Here is a 19,130-nt window from a genome sequence, read left to right on the forward strand (position 1 = left end):
CTCTTATCCCCCGTTTTCTTCACTCAATTGTGTTCAATGAATCACTCAGCTCAAACCAGGCCGGGATGCCGGCCGTCAGGATGCAGATATACCCCATATCCGCCAGCTCAGCTTCCGATGCACCTGCATTCCGGGATTTCACGATCCATGGAGCAGCGCCTTTACCATCCAGTTCCATGATGTGATTGCCTGCCATGTTCAATTGCTTCAACCTTGAAGACACCTGTCCATCCGACAGTATTTCAGCTGCCGTTTTTTCAGTATTCCCCTGCTCGATGGCAGCCAGTACTCGCTCCAGATAAGCCGTATCTTCGCCATCGAGCCAGGCCAGTATGAGCCGGAGTGAATCCGCGGCAGCGTTCGGCGTCTGTTCCGTCCGTTTCACTGTCTTTCCCTTCAACTCCAGTGCATAGGCAACGGCTTCAAGCGACAGCGCCAGGGCTTGATCGCCCCGGTACAGATACGCTGTCAGGAAAAATTCGGCCAGTTCCGGAACGGAATATCCGAAATCGATTGCGCCTTTTGTATGGAACAGCATGCTGCGTTCATACAGACGGGCGGCATTCATGCTGGCGATCAATGCATCTTTTTCCTTTCGCGACAGCGCCCGGTCCTGCATGATGCCGCCCCGTATTTTCGTGTAGTTATCGAGTACATCCGGGCCATAGTCGTGCATTTTCTGCACCCAGCCCGGCACTTCGTCATAAACTTCCTTGAAATAATCGAGAGACTTTCTCATCTTTTCCCTCCTGTCGGCAATTTATCTCAATGCGTCCGGATATTCGAATTGATTGATCCCGAACACAAACGGCAATACAAAATAGACGAATATAATGATCAGTGCAAACGCAAGAACAGTCAGCCATGTGCCTTTCCGCACCATATCAACCATTGTAATTTTGCCTGTTGCAAAGATGATGGCATTAGAAGGCGTGCCGATCGGCAACATGAATGCAAATCCGGCCCCCATTGCCACGGCGGTCATCAGCGGCAGCGGGTGGACATTGATGGCCATCGCAAGCGCGGCAGTGATCGGAATCAGAATGGTCACCGTCGCTGTATTCGATGTCATTTGGGTCATGCCAATTCCGAGGAGCACCGTTACAGCCAGCACCAGCAGATACGAAGTGCCTTCAAGCAGCAGCAGCTGATTGCCGATCCAGCCAGCCAGATCCGTGCCATTGAAGCCGGCAGCGAGCGCCAGCCCCCCGCCGACCAGCAGCAGGACCCCCCATGGCATCTGTTTCAAGGAATCCCCGCCGAGGATGCGTTCCCCGTCATTGCCTGAAGACGGAATCAGGTGGAGCAGAATGGCTGCGACCATGGCGATCATCGTATCACTCAATCCTGGAATGAGATCGGACCAGATAAAGGTTCTCGTCACCCACATAAAAGCTGTAACGCTGAAAATCGCCAGCACCACTTTTTCTTCGTATGACATTTTTCCAAGTTGTTTTTTTCTGTCGCGGACGAACTGCTGGCCATTCGTGATTTTCTTGACTTTCATCGGATAAGCGATTTTTGTAATATAAAAAATTGCGAACAGCATCAACACGGTAATCAGCGGAAACGCGAACAGGAAAAACTGACCGAAGGAAATGTCGATTCCTAGTAATTCGCCTGCAAGTCCTGCCAGGACGAGATTTGTCGGTGTGCCGATCAATGTTGCGCTTCCTCCGATCGTACCGCCGAATCCGATGGCAAAAATTATTGATTTTGTAAACTTCGTCTCTTCCTCTTCTGTGTATACCCCGTCTTCTTTCATGAGTCCCACGACTTTTGTTATGATGGCGAGACCAATCGGAATCATCAGCATAACCGTCGCCATATTGGATACCCACATAGACAGAAAACCGGTTGCCAACATGAAACCGAGGACAAGACCCGGCGTGCTGGCGCCGACCGCGCTGATGATCGTAATCGCGATGCGCTCATGAAGATTCCAGCGCTCAAGTGCCAGTGCCAATGCAAAGCCGCCGATAAACAGAAAAATCAGTGATGCGCCGTAACTGGAAGCGGCGACGTTGCCGTCGACAGCCCCGAGCAGCGGCAGTAAAACAAGCGGCATTAATGAGGTAATGCCGAGCGGAATGGCTTCTGTAACCCACCAGGCGGCCATCCAGGCTGTCGTTGCCAGGACAGCCTGGCCCTCAAAACTGAGACCGGGCAAAGGCAGGGCGAACAATATCAGAAGAAACAGCACCGGTCCAAGCAAGAGGCCGATCAATTGCATCGTGCTGTACGAATTATTTCCGCCCATGTCTGTCCGGCTAAAACCGGTTCCCGTGTCCTCTACATCAGCAGTCGCCACCCCCGCACTGCTGTATTGACGGAGTTCCGCCATAGTGATCAGGTCCTTCGTTTCCTTGTGTGACTTCCAGGCACCCCGATTTAACGATCTGAGCGAAAACTTCATCTTTTTCCTCCTTCTCAGTCCTTTGGTTTTCTTTAATTATTTTCCAGGAATTTATCCATCGCCCTGTAGATGTCCTCGCGCTGTTCAAACACCATCGTGTAATGACTCGAGTCGGAAATGAAGATCTCCAAGTCTTTCAACGCATCCTTCGTCTTGTCGTAATCCGACAAATAAAACAGCGGCGGCATCGCGCCGATTCCACTCTCTGCATAGACGAGCAGAACCGGACAATCAATCCCGGCGCACACCTGCTCGGGCCTGAATTCATAGAAGCTGTCGAAATCGGCGAGAATGCCGGCTTCATCCGACTTGTTTTCCCAGTGATCACCGATTTTCTCCACCTCGTACTCGACTGTCTTTTGCATCGTGTCGTTCCAGCTGATGCCGAGTTTTGCATAAATCGCTCTGATTTCTTCCACATACTGTTCTTTGGATCCGTATTCCTTACTTAATCGGCCGAGTGACGGCTTGACGATCTCCTGCTGGTGCTCTGACATTTCTGCCGCGCCATCCAGCAGCACTACGGCCTGTACGGAATCCAGTTCACTTGCAACCAGCGCTGAAATGAATGCACCCATTGAATGGCCGACCAAAATCGGATTTTCGATCTGCATTACCCGGAGCAGACCGATAATATCCGCCGCGTGCTTGAAGATAGAGGGCTCCCTGTCCAGCGGGTCACTGTTCCCGCGTCCTCTCAGATCGAGTGACACGACGCGATAATGCCTCTTATAGCGCTCTGCGTAATAATGCATGTTGCGATGGGTTCCAGTCAGACCATGAATCATTACGATCGTTCCTCCATCTCCCGGATAGTCCATCACTTGAATATCATTTCCATCTACATTCACCTGATAAGATTCCATTTATGCCACCTCTATTTCTTTGTATCTGACTGAATTGATGTCCTGAAAACAGTAAGCTGCCAAGATTTCTTGACAGCTGTGAAAGTTTTTATTCAGGACGCATGATGAAATTCAGGGAAGCCTCTTTGTGATCACCTTTATCTTCGAGCTTTGTCAGGAGTGAAGAGCGGACACCGCTGGCCACGTCCGTCTCCAGCCATTTATCGCCTTCAAAGAACACTTGCGTGATCAGTGTTTCGTGTCCTTCGTGCTCGAACTTGATATGGATGTGAGCCGGTCGATATGCATGATAACCTGCTGCGAATGTGAATTCACCCGTCGGCCCGTCTGTCGGAATCTGATAAGGGATCGGTACAATCGACTGGACTTCGAAGTCACCGTTATCATCTGTATAAAATTGACCTCTCAAGTTAAAAGCGGGCGCCGGAGAATCGTAATTCGAATAGAGGCCTTCCGCGTCATCCTGCCACCATTCGACTTTCGTGTTGGCAAGCGGTCCATCGACCGAGCTCACATTTCCCCGGAACACCAATTTATCCCCTGGTTCATCCGGCCGTTGCGGCATGACTTTCGTCGCCCCCTCAATGAGCGGCGATCCTTCATCATAATAAGGTCCAAGCAAAGAAGGTTCTGTGCCCGGCAGGCCTTTGTATTTCGATTCCAGTACGTACGTTTCGACGAATACATCAAGGAACAGCGGGATTTCACCGCTGCGGCCGAGCCGGTCCGCCCATTTCACAAAATTCGTGTACTCTTCATGATTGAACTGCTGTTCGTCGAGAAAGTTTTTCATGTGTTTAACGAATCCCTCATAAGCTTTCGCTACTCGTTCATTCTTCGTTACCGTCTCCGTCATTTTAATTTCCTCCCCCTGCTTGTTTTGGTCTCAATGAATTCTTTTCTTGCAGAAAACCAATGTAAACGCCTTCATTGTTCCATAAAATTTTTACCTGCTGCTTGATTATCTACGAATTCTATTGTACGATATACGTACAATTATTTGTTATTCGTACAAATATATCTTAGCATAGGGGGTATTGACATTGTCAACAAAAAAATCAGATAATTTTAAAAAGACGGGGGATTATATTCAATCGCTGGAACGGGGACTTGAAGTGATCCAAGCCTTCTCCCAGAAGGATCCTGCTTTGACTGTCAGCGAGGCAGCCAAAAAAACCGGGCTCAGCAGGCCGACGGCGCGGCGGATTTTGCTGACACTGGAGCATCTGGGATTTGTCGAATCCAGAAATAATGCTTTTCTGCTGACTCCCAAGACGCTGTCACTCGGATTCGCCTACCTTTCCTCCAACAACACGTGGAGCATCGCACATCCAATCATGCGGGATTTTGTGTCCCGGACAGGTGAATCATGTTCCATCTCGATTTTGGACGGTGCAGATATTTTATATGTTGCCCGGGTTTCAGCCAAACGGATCATGTCTATCAACCTGGATGTCGGTTCCCGGCTTCCGGCTTATGCCACATCGATGGGGCATGTGCTGCTCGCCGGGCTGTCTGAACAGGAATTGGACGAGTACTTCGAATCCGTGCAGCTTGAGAAATTCACGGACAGGACCATCACTGATGAAGAGCAGCTTCGGCATACACTTGCTGAAGTACGGCAAAAAGGCTGGGGCGGGGTGGATCAGCAGTTCGAAGAAGGGCTCCGGTCAATTGCTGTGCCAATTTCCAGTCCGGATGGAAAAGTAATTGCGGCGATCAATTGCTCTGCACATGCAGGCCGGATTTCAAAACAAGTACTGCGCGAAGAATTTTTGCCGATTCTCCAAAACACGGCGGAGAAAATCAGCCAATCGATTGCGGCTGCCACTAATTCCGCTTATTTATAGTTCCGGAAGATATAGAACCGTCAATACATCAAAGGCGTTTCCTGTAACGCATGCCCAGCGGCTGCAAATGTTACAGGAAACGCCTTATTTGTCGCGGACCTCTAAACCGCGGATTTCCGGTCTGTCATTTAAGAATTTGGCCAAGCAATGCGATGCCTTTCCTTATCTCTGCCGTCGATATCAGACTATAGGATAAGCGGAAGGTCTGCCCCGGACGCGAAGTGAACCCGTTGCCCGGACTTACCGCTATGCCCTTTGCTTGGGCTTTTTGAAACAGCAGCCGATCCTGGCTGTCCGGATTCACCCGCACCCAGATATAATATCCACCGGCCGGTTCCGTCCAGACGGCACGTCCGGTCAAATGTTCTTCCAGTGCTTCAAGAGCCACTTCCCTCCTGAGACGCAGTTGTCTTCTCAAATAATCCAGATGCTGTCCGTGAAGTTCGCTTGCCAGCCATTTCGCGGCGGCAAGCTGCTGCAGTAGGCTTGTGCCGCCGTCCATCTCCGCCTTTACTGCGGCAAGACGGTCAATGACCGCTTTCGGCCCGACTGTCCAGCCGATCCTGAAATCAGGGCCAAGCACCTGTGACAAGCTTCCGATATACAGGACATTTCCGAAGGTATCCCGCGTTTTCAGTGACAGAGGCGGCGGTGAATCAATCCATAAATCTCCGAAAGAATCGTCTTCGATGATCGAAATCTGCTCACGCTGTCCCAGTCGGATCAATTCCGCGCGGCGCTCTTCCGGCATCAGCGATCCTGTCGGATTCTGGAAAGCCGGCATCGCGTATAATACAGCACGCCGTTTTTCATATGGCGGGAGACTCTCCGGCCGGAGACCGGCTTCATCCACCGGCAGCCGGACAAGCCGCATGCCGGCGTCCCGCAGTCCAGCTGAACGGGATAGCGGAGAGGGATCTTCGGTTATCAGCATCTCGCCCGGTCGGACAAGCGCTGTGGTGATCAGATGCAGCGCTTGTGTGGCCCCTGATGTGACAAGGACAGATTCCGGAGATGTCTGGATGCCTTTTTCCTTCAAGTGATTGCAGATAGCTTTCCGCAATACCGGATCTCCATTTGGTCCTCCCGCAGACGTGCCTTGCCAATCTGCAAGCACCCCCCTCATGATCACTTGCATATCCCGAGCTGGAAACATTGTCCGCACCAGCTCATCCCGATCTAATCGGATCAGCTTGTTTCCCGTTTCATCCATTTGAACTCTTTCAGCAGTTTCCGTCCCTCTATGAAGAAGGCCTGAAATCCAGTTCAGCGGCACGCCTTCATCCCTCAGTGTCCAGCTGTTATTGGCGACAATCGTGCCTTTTCCTGTAATCGTTCTAAGTAGACCATCCGCCTTCAGCTCGTCCAATGCGGCGACTACCGTACTCCGGTTCATGCCACACCGCTTCGCCAAATCTCGTTGACTGGGGATCATGCTGCCGATCGCCCATTCTCCGTCCGAAATTTTCCCTTTCACGAGATCCACCAATTGTCTGTGTTTTGTCTTCCGCATCCCTCTTCACCTCTCTAACTGGTTGGATAAAAATCCGCTGACTGGTTGGAGACATTATAGCAAAGCCTTCCTACAATAGGATATAGCCAGGATACGACGAATCATCGGCTGGATTCATTGCTTGGGAGGTGGAAAACGGATGAATACAAAAGCGTGGACAATGGCCTTGTTGACTGTTCTGATCTGGGGGACGACATTCGCGGCAATCCGAGTTAGCCTGCACGGCGGTTACGAAGCGGGACATCTTGTACTGGTGCGGTACCTCATTGCATCCGCCCTGTTCCTGCTATATGCCCTTTGGCCCGGCGTGCGGTTCCGGCTGCCGCACCGGAAGGATCTGCCAAAGATTTTCGGGCTCAGTCTCATTGGTATCAGTGTTTACCATATCGGCATCACATTCGGTGAACAGACGATTTCAGCCGGAACCGCCGGCATGCTAATCGGTTCCGCTCCGATTTTCACGGCCATCATTGCGATGTTGGTCCTGAAGGAACGCCCCGGCACAGCGGGCTGGCTTGGGCTCGTTACTGGCTTCATTGGTATCCTGCTCATCATGTTCGGCACAGAAGGCGGTGCTTTTTCACTTGAATGGGGCGCAATTCTCGTGCTCATCTCCGCTCTCGCCGCATCGATTTTTTTCGTTTTTCAGAAAGGACTGCTCACCCGCTACACGTCGATTGAATTGACCGCCTATTTTACCTGGGCTGGTACGATCCCGTTTTTCCTGTTCGCACCCGGCGTGGCGGATTCCATCTCGGCAGCAACAGCGGAGGCGAACTGGGCGGCGCTGTACGTCGGAATCTTCCCGGCTGCAATCGGTTATGCCCTGTGGGCCACGGCCCTTTCTGCAGGCAATGCCGGTTCCGTTGCAAGCGTTCTTTACCTTGAGCCGGCGGTCGCCGTATTCACCGCCTGGCTGCTGCTTGGCGAATGGCCGACTGCTCTGTCCGTCACGGGCGGGATCATCGCGCTTTTCGGAGTGCTCCTAGTGAACAGCTTCGGTCCGAAACGGAAGGAACAGCGTGTGCAGGAGGAATGGTCACACCAAAATTCTTAATGGAATAAGGATAAAGAGGGGCTGTCCCGAAAGGTCATGAAAAATGACCTCGAGGGGCAGTTCCTTTTTCTATTCGTAAAGAAGTAGCTGGGGTTCGGCCCGGCGGACGCTTTCCGCGGGCACGGCTTCAGACGCTTCCCTCGCTGGGCTCGGTCCAGGGTCTTCAGCTCGTGTTGGTCCCGCAGGAGTCGCCGCCGGCCTTCCCGCTAGTCAAGTCATCAATGCATACAAAAATCGTCCGTTTCTGTAAAATGGGAGTTACCACACAACCACTCAGAAAGGACGATTTTTATGCGCAATCCAACGATTGCTTCTACCGATTATACCATGCAACCACCTCTTCCGTCAGGTGAATTACTTGAACATGAAATCGTAGTCTCCACCCAAGGGCGCCCGCCGGCGCCCGCATTCAAACCGTATGATCCGACCCAGGCCTTATCCATTCCTGATATTGGCGCCCTGATTCCCGACCATCATGTGGCTCGTGTGGTGGATCAGTTGGTTGAGGCTTTCCCCGATGAGGTGTTGACCGCCTGCTACCCTGGCGGGGGGCGACCACCCTTTCACCCGAAACTGATGCTCAAAGTTATTCTCTATGCCTATTCCCAAAAAGTTTATTCCTGCCGGGGCATCGCCACGATGCTGCACGAGGATCTTCCGGCGATCTGGCTGGCGGCGATGCAGAAACCGGATTTCCGGACCATCAACCATTTCCGGAGCGTCCGAATGGGAGCGGTCATCGATCAGTTATTCGAGTTCACTGTTTTGGAACTTCACCGGCAAGGGTTTGTCGAGTTTGAGAACTATTTCCTGGACGGGACGAAGATGGAAGCGGACGCCAATAAGTATAGCTTTGTCTTCTGTAAGGCGGTGACGGGGCGGGAAGCGAAACTGAAAATCAGAATCCAGGAAACGCTTCAGGAAATCCAGGAGATTGCCAAGGCGGAGGGATTGGAACTGGGCCAGCTGGCCGAGGAGCCGGCGGCTGTGGAATTGGCTTCAGTTGCGAACCGGCTGGAAGACCAAGTGGATATCCTGACGGATCTCATCGCTGAGGAAAAGCTCGTGGAAAACAGAAAAGGACTCCGCAAACGGCACAGTCTCCTGAAAAAGAAAGTGAAACTGATTCGTGAAAACTTCATTCCTCGCCAAGAAACGTATGCGGAACAGCTCGCCGTCTGTGGAGAGCGCAACAGCTTCTCGAAGACGGACCCGGACGCCACATTCATGCGGATGAAGGAAGATCATATGAAGAATGGCCAGCTGAAACCCGGATACAATATCCAGATGGCGACCGAGAATCAATTTGTACTGTTCTATACCATTCATCAGCGCCCAGGAGATGCTCGCTGCCTGATTCCACATCTGGAAGAGCTGCAGGCATCTGCCCTGCCTATGCCGAAGACCATCGTCGCGGATGCCGGCTATGGAAGCGAAGAGAACTACCTCTACCTGATCGGGGATGAAAAAGAACCACTTGCCGGCTTCCTGATCCCGTATGGCACCTATCTGAAAGAGCAGACGAAGAAGTTTAAAAACAATGAATGGAACGCGAAAAACTGGACGTATGAAGAAGCGGATGACCGATTCATCTGTCCAAACGGCCGCCGCGTCGTTTTCAAAAGGTATCAGGAGAAGAAAAATGCATCGGGCTTTGTTCAGTCCTATAGAATCTACGAATGTGAAGACTGTACCGGATGTCCGCTGAAAGAATCGTGTACCAAGGCGAAAGGGAACCGTCAGGTTCACTGGAACCCGGTCTACGAGGAATTGAAAATGAAAGCGAAAGAAGCCCTTGAATGTGAGGACCGAAAACTGGTATACGCCCGAAGAAAAATCGAGGTGGAAACCGGTTTCGGCGATATCAAGGGCAATTTGGCGTTCCGCCGGTTCCATCTCCGGGGGCTTCAGAAAGTGCACATCGAATTCGGACTCATCGCCATGGCGCATAATTTTCGGAAAGTGGCCGGTTTCCTCCGGTCACTTTCCGAAAAAGCGAACTTTAAAAAAACAGGGAGAGAACAACCGATTGGTTATTCTCTCCCTGTTTTTAATTTAGGGGGCTTTTTGGACAGCCCCTTCCATGTGTTTCAGCTCTTATCCGAATTGCCGGAAAGGTTGATCCCGTTTCAGTGTACTTAAGCGGATTCCTTGAACAGGCAGGAAGAGACCGCAGCGTGGTGGTCGGGCCGGACAAAATCATAAGCTGCGTATCGGTGCAGATAAATGTCCAATCCAGTCAAGAGACTGACCGGCACAGTCCCGGTTAATCCATGCAGGAACCGGTCAATACAGCTGACAGCATGACGGTCGGCAATGCCATATCCAATTCAATTGCACGGATTAGGCCTTAAATGGTGAATGCCGCCGTGCCAACATACTTAGCAATTCCTATGCCAACCGAATGCTCCTGCTAAGAACCCGGTGCATCCTCTTTTTAATGATTGCAGCAGTTCAACTGGCAGGAATAACTCACCGAAGCAATCTTTATTGGTTCTCCTTCGACTTAACCGACCTTTCGGGAGGAAAGTGATCGAAGCGAAAGGTTCAACATTCACTTTTGTCAATACACCAGAAAAAGCCGGCAGATGTCATTTCAACATCTGCCAGCTTTTCGGTTCTTCCATCAGGCTTACTGTCCGTCCGTCTTACTGGACGTCCGCTGTTTCCTTTTCTTTGCGAGTCGGAATCGTTTTTAGAGCCGCCGACCAGTCAATCAGCTGATCAAGCATCTGTCCGACTGAATCCGCCTGGACATCCGCCGGCTTGAATTCAGCCATATTTTCAAAATCCGTGAACAGGGACAGGGCCGGATGCACCCGCACATCAGCAACCAGCAATTCGCCGAGGATGCCGCGGAGATGCTCTGCTGCACGCGCACCGCCGACCGAGCCATACGACACAATGCCTGCCGCTTTATTGTTCCATTCATCACGCAGGTAATCGAGCGCATTCTTCAATGCTCCTGTAATGGAGTGGTTGTATTCCTGGACGATGAAGACGAAGCCGTCCTGTTTGGCAATGACTTCAGACCAGGCAGCGGCGCCTGATGCGTCGCCCTCCGGCTCACCGAGAAGCGGCAATTTATAATCCGCGATATCGATCACTGTATAATTTGCATCACCGCGCTGATCCGCGATTTCTTTTACCCACTGGCCGACTTGCGGGCTGAGGCGCCCTTCGCGTGTGGATCCTAAAATGATGCCGATGTTGAGTTTTGTCATGTCTGATTCCTCCTGGTTTTTAGTGGTTTTTCCTCCGAAAAATTGATTAATATTCATATTACAGATACTCCTTTTCAATGTTTCTGGTGCTGCGGACCGTATCGATCGGTCTCACCAGCCGTTCGATTTCCGTGCGGTTCGGTTCAAGGAACGGCGGCAGTGACAGGGCCTCCCCAATCGTTTCGTACGGCTCATCACCCATGAAGCCGGGGCCGTCGGTCGCCCATTCAAACAGAATGCCGGGTGCGACGCGGGCGTAGAGTGATTCGAAGAAGAAGCGGTCGACGTATCCTGACGTGCGGAAACCTGATTGTTGCAGATGGCGGATCCAGTCATTCAGCACGTCCGTGTCCGCCACGCGGAACGCAGCATGATGTACGGTGCCATACCCTTGCAGGCCGGCCGGCAGGATCGTATTGTATTCGACGATGACACGGGCGCCGTTTCCGCCTTCCCCGAATTCGAATAAGTGAAGCGATCCTTCCTTCGCCACCTCACGCATACCCATCGTATTTTCCAGTACATTCTTAAATGCATCGAACCGGGCAATCCGGATATGCAGCGGCCCGAGACCGGTAATGATAGGAATAGGTAAACTTTTGAAGTAATCTCCAGCTTTTCCCCTCCTGAGTACCGTGCGTGCGATTTTCACCGCACACGGCACGCCATCGATTCTAATTAATCCTGTTTTATGGGATTCAATCCAAGGATTATCAATCCTTAGACGAGATAGTGCCATACTATACGTCTTAGCTAATGTCACCTATGAGTTTCGCTCTGTATTTCTCGACTTTCTTCGCTATTTTTGTGTCCTCCGGCACGGAAGTGCCATGTACTAGTTCATGACATTTCTTGTGGAGGCTAGCGAGATTAGTAATTTTGTTTACTTCGTCGAGTGGTAAGGTAGGGCTGATATGGTGGCATTGTAGCTCCACTGGTAAAATATCGCCGGCACATACTTTACATTTTCCTCTATCTCTGTTGAACGCATATTCCCTGTTCATATAGAATTCAAAGTTATACTTTCTAAGATTCTTTTTATCGGATTTCAGCATGTTTCGTTTGGCTATTCGGAATACGTCTTCGTTCTTGTCATAGAGTGGGAGTCTGTTAAGACTCTGATTCTTTTTCGCATTCTTGTAGTAAAGTTCTCGTCCTTCAACCGTATAAGGGGTTAAATTCTGATTAAAGCACTGTGGGTCTTCCGATTTCGTGTGTAGGAATTTTGTAATTCCAACCCATTCTCCTTCTACTTCCACTGCATGAGTTTCGGCGGTATAGCCTTCGTGTCTCTTGCGTCGGTTAGAAAGTTCGGAATATCTTTTCAGTTTAGCTTTATTTTTACCATTGTTCTGGTTGCGATAGAGTTTCTTCCACGTGTAGTGACTGGTAACGAAGACTTTATGGTCTAAGGAGTCAAAAATTTCTGTCCAGACCGCTGTCTTGTAATATTCAGATAAACCAACGATTTTAGAGTTCACTTTCTCGATTATCACAGCTTTCTGATAGTCGCATTGTGTTCTCCTAATCTGCTTAATGTCCTTTAGAATCTCTGCCGTTTTTGTTCTAACCTTTTTCATATCAGGTAGAATTCTGGCATATAACTCATGTTTCTTAGCATTTCCAGTTCTGCCTATGCTCTTTCGAGGTTTGGCCAATTCAACTTGGAAGCCGAGAAATTTCATTCTATTTTCTTTAAGGTCAGTGATGACAGTCTTTTCTTCCGAAAGTTCAAGATTCAATTTCGCCTTGAAGTATCTTTTCAGATACTCCAATTGCTTTTCGGCTTGTTCTTTCGTTTTCGTGAAGATCACCCAGTCATCTGCGTATCTAACTAGAAATACAGGTTGCCTACCTACCTTCCGAAATTTCCTACGAGCATTTTTGACGTTCGAGAATTCATCCGCAAAGTATGGATTTTCATACCTGCTGGAGACAGTCCAATCAAAATCGTTCAAATACACATTTGCGAGAATAGGGCTGATAATACCACCTTGCGGTGTACCTTTGTCGGTATCGTGGAATTTGAAATCTTCCTCGATAATCCCCGATTTCAGCATTTTCTTGATTAACGCGAGAACGCGTTTATCAATAATCCCAATTTTGTGCAATTTACGCATTAGCACAGCATGGTCAATATTATCGAAGTAGCCTTTTATATCTCCTTCAATGACGTATTCATATCTCCCAATGTTAATTAGATGAGCAACTCTTGCGATAGCATGGTGTGTAGACCTGTAAGGTCTAAATCCGTAACTATGCTCGTAGAGTTTTGCCTCTATTATGGGTTCTATAACAATTTTAATGCACTGTTGGATGATTCTATCCAACATAGTTGGAATACCGAGGGGTCTAGTTTTACCCGTATTTCCTTTCGGAATATGTTTTCTTCTGGCGGGTTGAGGATTATAGTTCTCCATCGCTCTCCGTACCGTCCGAATGAGTTTCTCTCTGGGCATTTGTAGAAAATGGTTGATGGTCTTATTATCAATGCCCGCTGTCATACTGCCCTTATTCGACTTTATGTCGTGTATTGCAGTTATGATAGTTTGGTCATTAATAATGACTTCATACAATCCATTTAGGGATTTTCCCTCTTTGGACTCTTGATACATGGAGTCCAGAGTCAGCTTCAAGTCCTTTTCGGACTTGATTTGGCAATTAACCTCCACCTTTGTACACACAACCTTCCTGAGAAATACGAGGCTAGGTTATAGGTGGATTAGCGATTATTATGAGTACTGTACAATACCCATAACGTTAACCAAATGACGTTTTGTATAGTCTTTATTTTTCTTTTAAGTGAAAAAGTCTATCTCTTAGAACCGACTTCCCCCCTTCGCTCCACAGACATTACATCTGCTTCAACACTACTATGAGGGACCTGACTTCCTATCAGTTATCATAAGGCTGACACCCTTCTTCTGACAGGCTCTCTCACGTTCCCTAACATCTATCCCTTTATTTACTTATCCTTAGACTCTCACCCTATCCCGGTAATCCTTAATACAGCTCTGAATCTTTAGTTAAGTGCTGTATTTCCCACCCTGTTTCAAGGAATGGGGCAGTAAGTTGAACACACAACAACAAACCGCTGATTACTTTCAAACTCGTTTCCGAATTAAATCTACGTAACGAGACTGCATGAGTTCCCACTAAAGTTGGTAGCCATAGACAAAGTTTTTAAGGAGTCCCGCACCACTTTCGCCATATCTTTTACGACTTAGGTTACTTGGGCTACGACCTCACCTAGCTTCACACGGTTTCAATTGTCAGATTGTCGCCGCATGTAGGGGTATTAGACTGCGCACACGTAAATTTTCTTAAACGTCCATAAGGAGGTAGGTTAATTAAATTTACGCAAGATTCTGTGCGATTCTCGGTTTTCACGAGAAAATTCAATGTTAGAGTTCTTGATTTCTTCTATAATACTTAGTAGGAGAAATCCGCTGCTGTTCCCACAAATTCGTGGTTAGGCAGAACGTGACGCACGCGTATTCAAGCGGAACGGGGCCGTTCTGCCAAGGCGTACCGGACGCAACTCCTTCGTTGCCTTCATCCGAAATCAGCATATACTGCTGGTCATCAAAATCGGTGAACGACACCGTCTTCCGGCCGAACACTTCCTTGATCCCTTTGTTCTTCACTTCGTACTTGGCGAACCGTTTCAGCCAGTAGTCCAGCGCGGCATTATCCGGCACCCGGAACGCCGTTTTGTAGATCTCATTCGTCCCGTGCGTCCCTTTCGGAATTCCCGGAAAATCGAAAAACGTCATATCCGTTCCCGCCGAGCCTTTGTCGTCTGCGAAGAATAAGTGATACGTCTGGATATCATCCTGATTGACCGTTTTCTTCACAAGCCGCATGCCGAGCACATAGGTGAAAAACTCGTAATTCTTTTCCGCGCTGCTCGTAATTGCCGTCACATGATGGATTCCTTTAATCTCTTCCATTTGCCCCTCCTCTTTTATCTCGAATTCGAGATTTATGTGTAAAAATAATGCGGCTTTCGCCGTTCCGTCATCCTGCCTTCCGTTGGCCCATGATCAATAAACTTCTGAAACCAGGAACTGGAAACTGAAATTATCTCGAATTAAATTATCTCACATTAAATACTCTAACAGGGTCATTTTTAGCTGTCAACGGATCAAATCGGTGACTTTTCTTTTCATATCCCCTCCAAAAACAGAAAAATCGGTTCTCCTCCCATAAGAGAACCGATTTTTCTGAAAAAACACAGCATGGAAAACCCGATTATTCAGGGAGAGGGACTACCAGCACATCGCATTGGGATGAACGGACAATCGCTTCAGATACGGAGCCCGGCAGAAACGAAACCGTTCCACTCCGCCATGACCGGCGGCACCGCAAACGATCAGATCGGCCATTTGCCAGCTCCGCCTGTTCCTGTGCAATGGCAGTTCCCTATAGCCATCCACCAACTCCTCCGATTGCTGCTGGGCATGATCGAATATTGATCGCAAGAATCCGGTGTATTGAACGGAGGATTGGATCCATGGAATTGCCGTGGCGGTAAACCGTCTGGAATTACCTGCCTCCATTTTTGTAAAAAGATCCGAACGTATAAAATACGCTTATTCCTGTGTCGAAAATCATGCCGCACAGGATGCCAGCATAAAAGGATGGAAGGATTACTTTGTTTAAGGATGTTGGTGTTTAAGGATGTTGGTCCTGTGAGTACAAAAAAAACAGAGCTGTCCTGTTGAGCCAGCCCCGTCTTGCCATAAGAAATATAGAAACAATCAGCAAAGCCATACATTCCTACAGAAATAAACTTAAATACTCTGATACATATCGATATCTATATCCTGGGATTGATAAAAATTGATTTCTCTTTTAAAAGTTAAGAACGAGCACTTTGTCGCGCAGCATAGAATCAATACTTCTACCGATGCCCTGTACACCTTGTCCAGAGTTCTTCACTCCCAGGAATGGGAAGTGATCCGGTCCACGGGAGGTTTTGCCGTTCACTTGGATAGTTCCTACATTCAGCTTGTCTGAAATAGAGAAGGCATTCTCCAGATTATTTGTGAAGACGCTGACTTGGAGGCCATACTGGTTGCGCTTTTCAAGCGCGATTGCTTCCCGTTCATTCTCAATCCGCATAAATGGAAGCACTGGTCCAAACTGTTCTTTCCAAGCGATCTCCATTTCTTCCGTTACATGGTCAAGAAGAGTCGGGCCGAGCAGATTCTTTTCCTTAATACCTTCCAGCACTACAGTAGCTCCTTTATTCCGGGCGTCTTCGATCAGATTCGTAACAAAATCCGCTGATTTCTGATCGATCATAGGAGTCACACTCGCGTCTTCACTGGATCTTCCCACTTTCAGTCCGGACACCATTTCTTTCACTTTGCCAATGAGTTCGTCCGCAACACTGTCAACCACCATAACACGCTTTATGGCTGTGCAGCGTTGTCCGGAATAGCTGAGCGCTCCATTGACAATTTCTTTTGCTGCTTTATTCAAATCTGCATCTTCCAGTACAATGGCGGAATCTTTGCCGCCGAGCTCAAGCACAATCGGAATCATAGACGCTTTTTTAGAGATATGCTTCCCGGTTGCCGTTCCTCCAGTAAAAGTAATCATATCTATAAGAGGATGAGTAACAATGAAGTCACCGATAACAGCGCCCCGACCCGTTACTACGTTTACTACTCCCTCCGGCAGACCCGCTTTCACCAGAGCTTGCACCATTAACAGTCCACTGATTGACCCCTGGGTAGCAGGCTTAAAGATAACGGTGTTGCCTGTAATAAGCGCCGGCGCAATTTTAGAAGCTGCCAGGTTTACCGGGTAGTTAAATGGCGAAATGGCCAGCACTACGCCATGAGGGACTTTCTGCACTATGGCTTTTGTCTGTTTCGTGGCTCCCGGAAACGCGTCGCCTTGGATAAAACTCCCTTGTGTACGAAGGCCTTCTTCTGCCGTATAACGAATCAGCTGGGCAGTACGCTCCACTTCACTTTTTCCTGCTGCAAAAGTCTTGCCTACTTCTTTATGGATCATTTCGCCGATTTCATCGGTCATCTTTTCTAATTCTTCCGCCCAACGATGGAGAAGTGCAGAGCGTTCATGGATTTCTTTCGCTTCCCACGTTTCCTGCACGTCAGCTGTTTTTTGAATTGCAGCAGCAACTTCCTCTTGACTTAAAGCGGGAACTTCACCCACTACTTCATTATCATCCGGAGAATAAATCTGTATAGTTTCCCCACTGCCGCTTCCCATCCACTTATTATTAAGTAACGTATAAAACAAATTTTCAGCTTGACGTACTGTCATGTTCTCTTCACACTCCGTTTCTTTTTAAATCATGAAAAACTAATGTTATCTATCAAACTAAAGGTAATCTCTTTCAAGCAAGGCTTTGTTAAAACCAAGAATTATGGCTGACGATTCTAAATCTTTCCACTCGAGCTGCTGTTCAACCCAGTGATCACTGGTGTCTGGGTCGATGCCAAGTGCAAATCCGGCTTTCCAGTTGAGCGGCAGAATAATAGACTTTCTTCTTAATCCAAGATGCTCTTGCTGAATTTGATAAAATCAATCCCTCATTAAGGAAATGTGCAGCCTGGACGGAAGTTCCGCTTCACTGAATCGGCTATTATTGAAGGGCGGCAGTCGTGACAAAACATTGGTCAATGATCTTTTGAAGAATCAACCCTCTTCTCAGTTTTTTAGTATAAGATTCATCGCTAATAACCCCATTTATTTAAGCGACGCATGTTATATTGTTCATTATATAATTTGTTTACCCAACAAACAATTAAATTATTCTTTTATTTAAACCTTTCTGATAACTTACTTAAAATGGATTCCTGTGTTTTTATTTGTGTATTAAATTCATCAACAAGCCAAGTTTTCAAGACATTTCAAATTTTTCTGTTGTCAAAGGGAGCGTATTTACTTAAACAGCAAAAAAGCGCCCTTCAAGCAGCTTGAAAGGCGCATCTCCCGTATTTCAATTTCGTACAATTAACGTTTAGTGATTCATCTTTAAAACAGGCTTGATGACTGAACCATTCTCTGATTCTTCAAAGGCTTTATTTATTTGATCAAACTCATAGAACTTTACCATCCGGTCAAACGGGAATTGTCCCTTCTTGTAGTAAGAAATCATTTCCGGAATGAATGTTTGCGGCGTTGCATCGCCCTGACTGGTTCCTACAATGCTGGCGCCTCTTAATGCCAGGATTTCCAGAGGGATTGAAAGATGATAATCTGTGACGACAGTAGCCAGTTTCCCAAAAGAATCTAGTGCCGCGATTGCTTGTGCAACCACTGAGTCCACGCCGGTCGTATCGAGTGCATGCTGCACTCCTCCGCCGGTGATTTCTTTGATCTTCTCAGCAATATCCACGTCTTTGCCACTTTTTATAGAAGCTGTCGCGCCCAGCTCTTCAGCCAGCTCTAATCGATTTTCATGGAGATCAATGGCAATGATATTTTTGCAACCGGCGATTTTAGCGGCCATAATCGCACTTAATCCAACGGCTCCGACTCCATACACCGCGATGGAACTGCCAGCTTCAGGCTTTAGCACATTCAATACACTGCTGGCTCCTGTTTGCAGGCCGCAACCCAGTGGTGCCGCTAAAGCCAAGTCCATGTCCTCATCGATTTTCACAACATTCCTTTGGTTAACGAGTGAGTATGTTGCAAAGGAAGATTGCCCAAAGAATCTGGAAACCAATTTATTGGTGTCTTGATCTATATGGCTGTTTAAATTCAATTCACCGTAATGCCTGCAATGTGCAGGATGGCCGGTCATGCAATTATCGCAATGCCCGCAACTTGCAAATGAGACGACCACGTGATCCCCTTTTTGGAGATCGGTAACTTCAAAGCCTGTCTCTTCAACGATTCCAGCGCCTTCATGGCCAAGAACTGCAGGCGGATCGACCATCCCTGTGTCTCTCCCTGAAACATCCGTATGGCAAATACCGGATGCTATCACTTTGATTAACACATCTTTCGACTCAAGTTCAGGCAATTCAATATCAGTCATTTCAAAAGGCTGTCCCGTTTGTGGGGTGACTGCAGCTTTAATTTTCATGATTATGCTCTCCCCTTCCATAAATTATGTATTCGTTTTCTTCCGACAATTAATTATAACAATAGATTTATACCCAATCCAAACATCGGCCTGGTGGTTATTGATATGCAGTTCTTTTAATTTAATT

At 48.2% G+C, this 19,130-nt stretch carries 12 protein-coding genes and 3 pseudogenes; 3 read left to right on the forward strand and 12 right to left on the reverse strand.

The features are described from left to right. Nucleotides 1-19: 19 nt before the first annotated feature. The 4 genes from B0X71_RS16985 to B0X71_RS17000 all read right to left on the reverse strand — a co-directional run bounded on the left by B0X71_RS16985 (nucleotide 20) and on the right by B0X71_RS17000 (nucleotide 4,138). On the reverse strand, nucleotides 20-739 hold the full coding sequence (locus B0X71_RS16985) for a carboxymuconolactone decarboxylase family protein (RefSeq protein ID WP_077590540.1): 720 nt from the start codon (nucleotides 737-739) through the stop codon (nucleotides 20-22). A 21-nt stretch (nucleotides 740-760) separates the two neighbouring features. Further along, nucleotides 761-2,416, reverse strand: a complete 1,656-nt coding sequence (locus B0X71_RS16990; RefSeq protein WP_077590541.1) for an SLC13 family permease — start codon at nucleotides 2,414-2,416, stop codon at nucleotides 761-763. A gap of 32 nt (nucleotides 2,417-2,448) precedes the next feature. Beyond that, nucleotides 2,449-3,282 (reverse strand): alpha/beta fold hydrolase, encoded by an 834-nt coding sequence (locus B0X71_RS16995; protein WP_077590542.1) that lies wholly within the window; start codon nucleotides 3,280-3,282, stop codon nucleotides 2,449-2,451. 88 nt (nucleotides 3,283-3,370) lie between these two features. After that, entirely contained in the window at nucleotides 3,371-4,138 is a 768-nt protein-coding gene (locus tag B0X71_RS17000) for a dioxygenase family protein (RefSeq protein ID WP_077590543.1), read from the reverse strand. A gap of 187 nt (nucleotides 4,139-4,325) precedes the next feature. On the opposite strand from B0X71_RS17000, the gene B0X71_RS17005 reads away from it, so the two are divergent. Then, entirely contained in the window at nucleotides 4,326-5,132 is an 807-nt protein-coding gene (locus tag B0X71_RS17005) for an IclR family transcriptional regulator (RefSeq protein WP_077590544.1), read from the forward strand. A gap of 124 nt (nucleotides 5,133-5,256) precedes the next feature. Here the strand turns inward: B0X71_RS17005 and B0X71_RS17010 are convergent, their stop codons facing one another. Then, entirely contained in the window at nucleotides 5,257-6,645 is a 1,389-nt protein-coding gene (locus B0X71_RS17010; protein WP_077590545.1) for an aminotransferase-like domain-containing protein, read from the reverse strand. 139 nt (nucleotides 6,646-6,784) lie between these two features. Between B0X71_RS17010 and B0X71_RS17015 the strand changes: the two genes are divergently transcribed. Together B0X71_RS17015 and B0X71_RS17020 are read left to right on the forward strand one after the other, a co-directional pair. Then, a complete protein-coding gene (locus B0X71_RS17015) occupies nucleotides 6,785-7,702 on the forward strand; it encodes a DMT family transporter (protein ID WP_077590546.1) in 918 nt (305 codons plus the stop codon). A 291-nt stretch (nucleotides 7,703-7,993) separates the two neighbouring features. After that, the gene (locus B0X71_RS17020; protein ID WP_077590547.1) at nucleotides 7,994-9,844 is read left to right on the forward strand and encodes an IS1182 family transposase; all 1,851 of its coding nucleotides are present in this window, start codon (nucleotides 7,994-7,996) and stop codon (nucleotides 9,842-9,844) included. A gap of 506 nt (nucleotides 9,845-10,350) precedes the next feature. Here the strand turns inward: B0X71_RS17020 and B0X71_RS17025 are convergent. The 7 genes and pseudogenes from B0X71_RS17025 to B0X71_RS17055 form a co-directional block, all read right to left on the reverse strand. Next, nucleotides 10,351-10,926, reverse strand: a complete 576-nt coding sequence (locus tag B0X71_RS17025; RefSeq protein ID WP_077591057.1) for an NADPH-dependent FMN reductase — start codon at nucleotides 10,924-10,926, stop codon at nucleotides 10,351-10,353. Nucleotides 10,927-10,984: 58 nt separating this feature from the next. Further along, nucleotides 10,985-11,506: pseudogene (locus B0X71_RS17030) on the reverse strand (VOC family protein); the annotation flags it as partial. A gap of 169 nt (nucleotides 11,507-11,675) precedes the next feature. Beyond that, nucleotides 11,676-13,541: a group II intron reverse transcriptase/maturase gene (gene ltrA, locus B0X71_RS17035; protein WP_077591058.1), complete on the reverse strand. Its 1,866-nt coding sequence runs from the start codon at nucleotides 13,539-13,541 to the stop codon at nucleotides 11,676-11,678. 876 nt (nucleotides 13,542-14,417) lie between these two features. Then, nucleotides 14,418-14,879 (reverse strand): annotated as a pseudogene (locus B0X71_RS17040) (VOC family protein); the annotation flags it as partial. A gap of 301 nt (nucleotides 14,880-15,180) precedes the next feature. Continuing rightward, nucleotides 15,181-15,311: pseudogene (locus B0X71_RS21440) on the reverse strand (universal stress protein); the annotation flags it as partial. A 472-nt stretch (nucleotides 15,312-15,783) separates the two neighbouring features. Then, entirely contained in the window at nucleotides 15,784-17,229 is a 1,446-nt protein-coding gene (locus B0X71_RS17050) for an NADP-dependent glyceraldehyde-3-phosphate dehydrogenase (RefSeq protein ID WP_077590550.1), read from the reverse strand. A gap of 700 nt (nucleotides 17,230-17,929) precedes the next feature. Further along, a complete protein-coding gene (locus tag B0X71_RS17055; protein WP_077590551.1) occupies nucleotides 17,930-19,003 on the reverse strand; it encodes an NAD(P)-dependent alcohol dehydrogenase in 1,074 nt (357 codons plus the stop codon). Nucleotides 19,004-19,130 lie beyond the last annotated feature (127 nt).

Origin of the sequence: Planococcus lenghuensis (assembly GCF_001999905.1) — a bacterium.
GTDB lineage: Bacteria > Bacillota > Bacilli > Bacillales_A > Planococcaceae > Indiicoccus > Indiicoccus lenghuensis.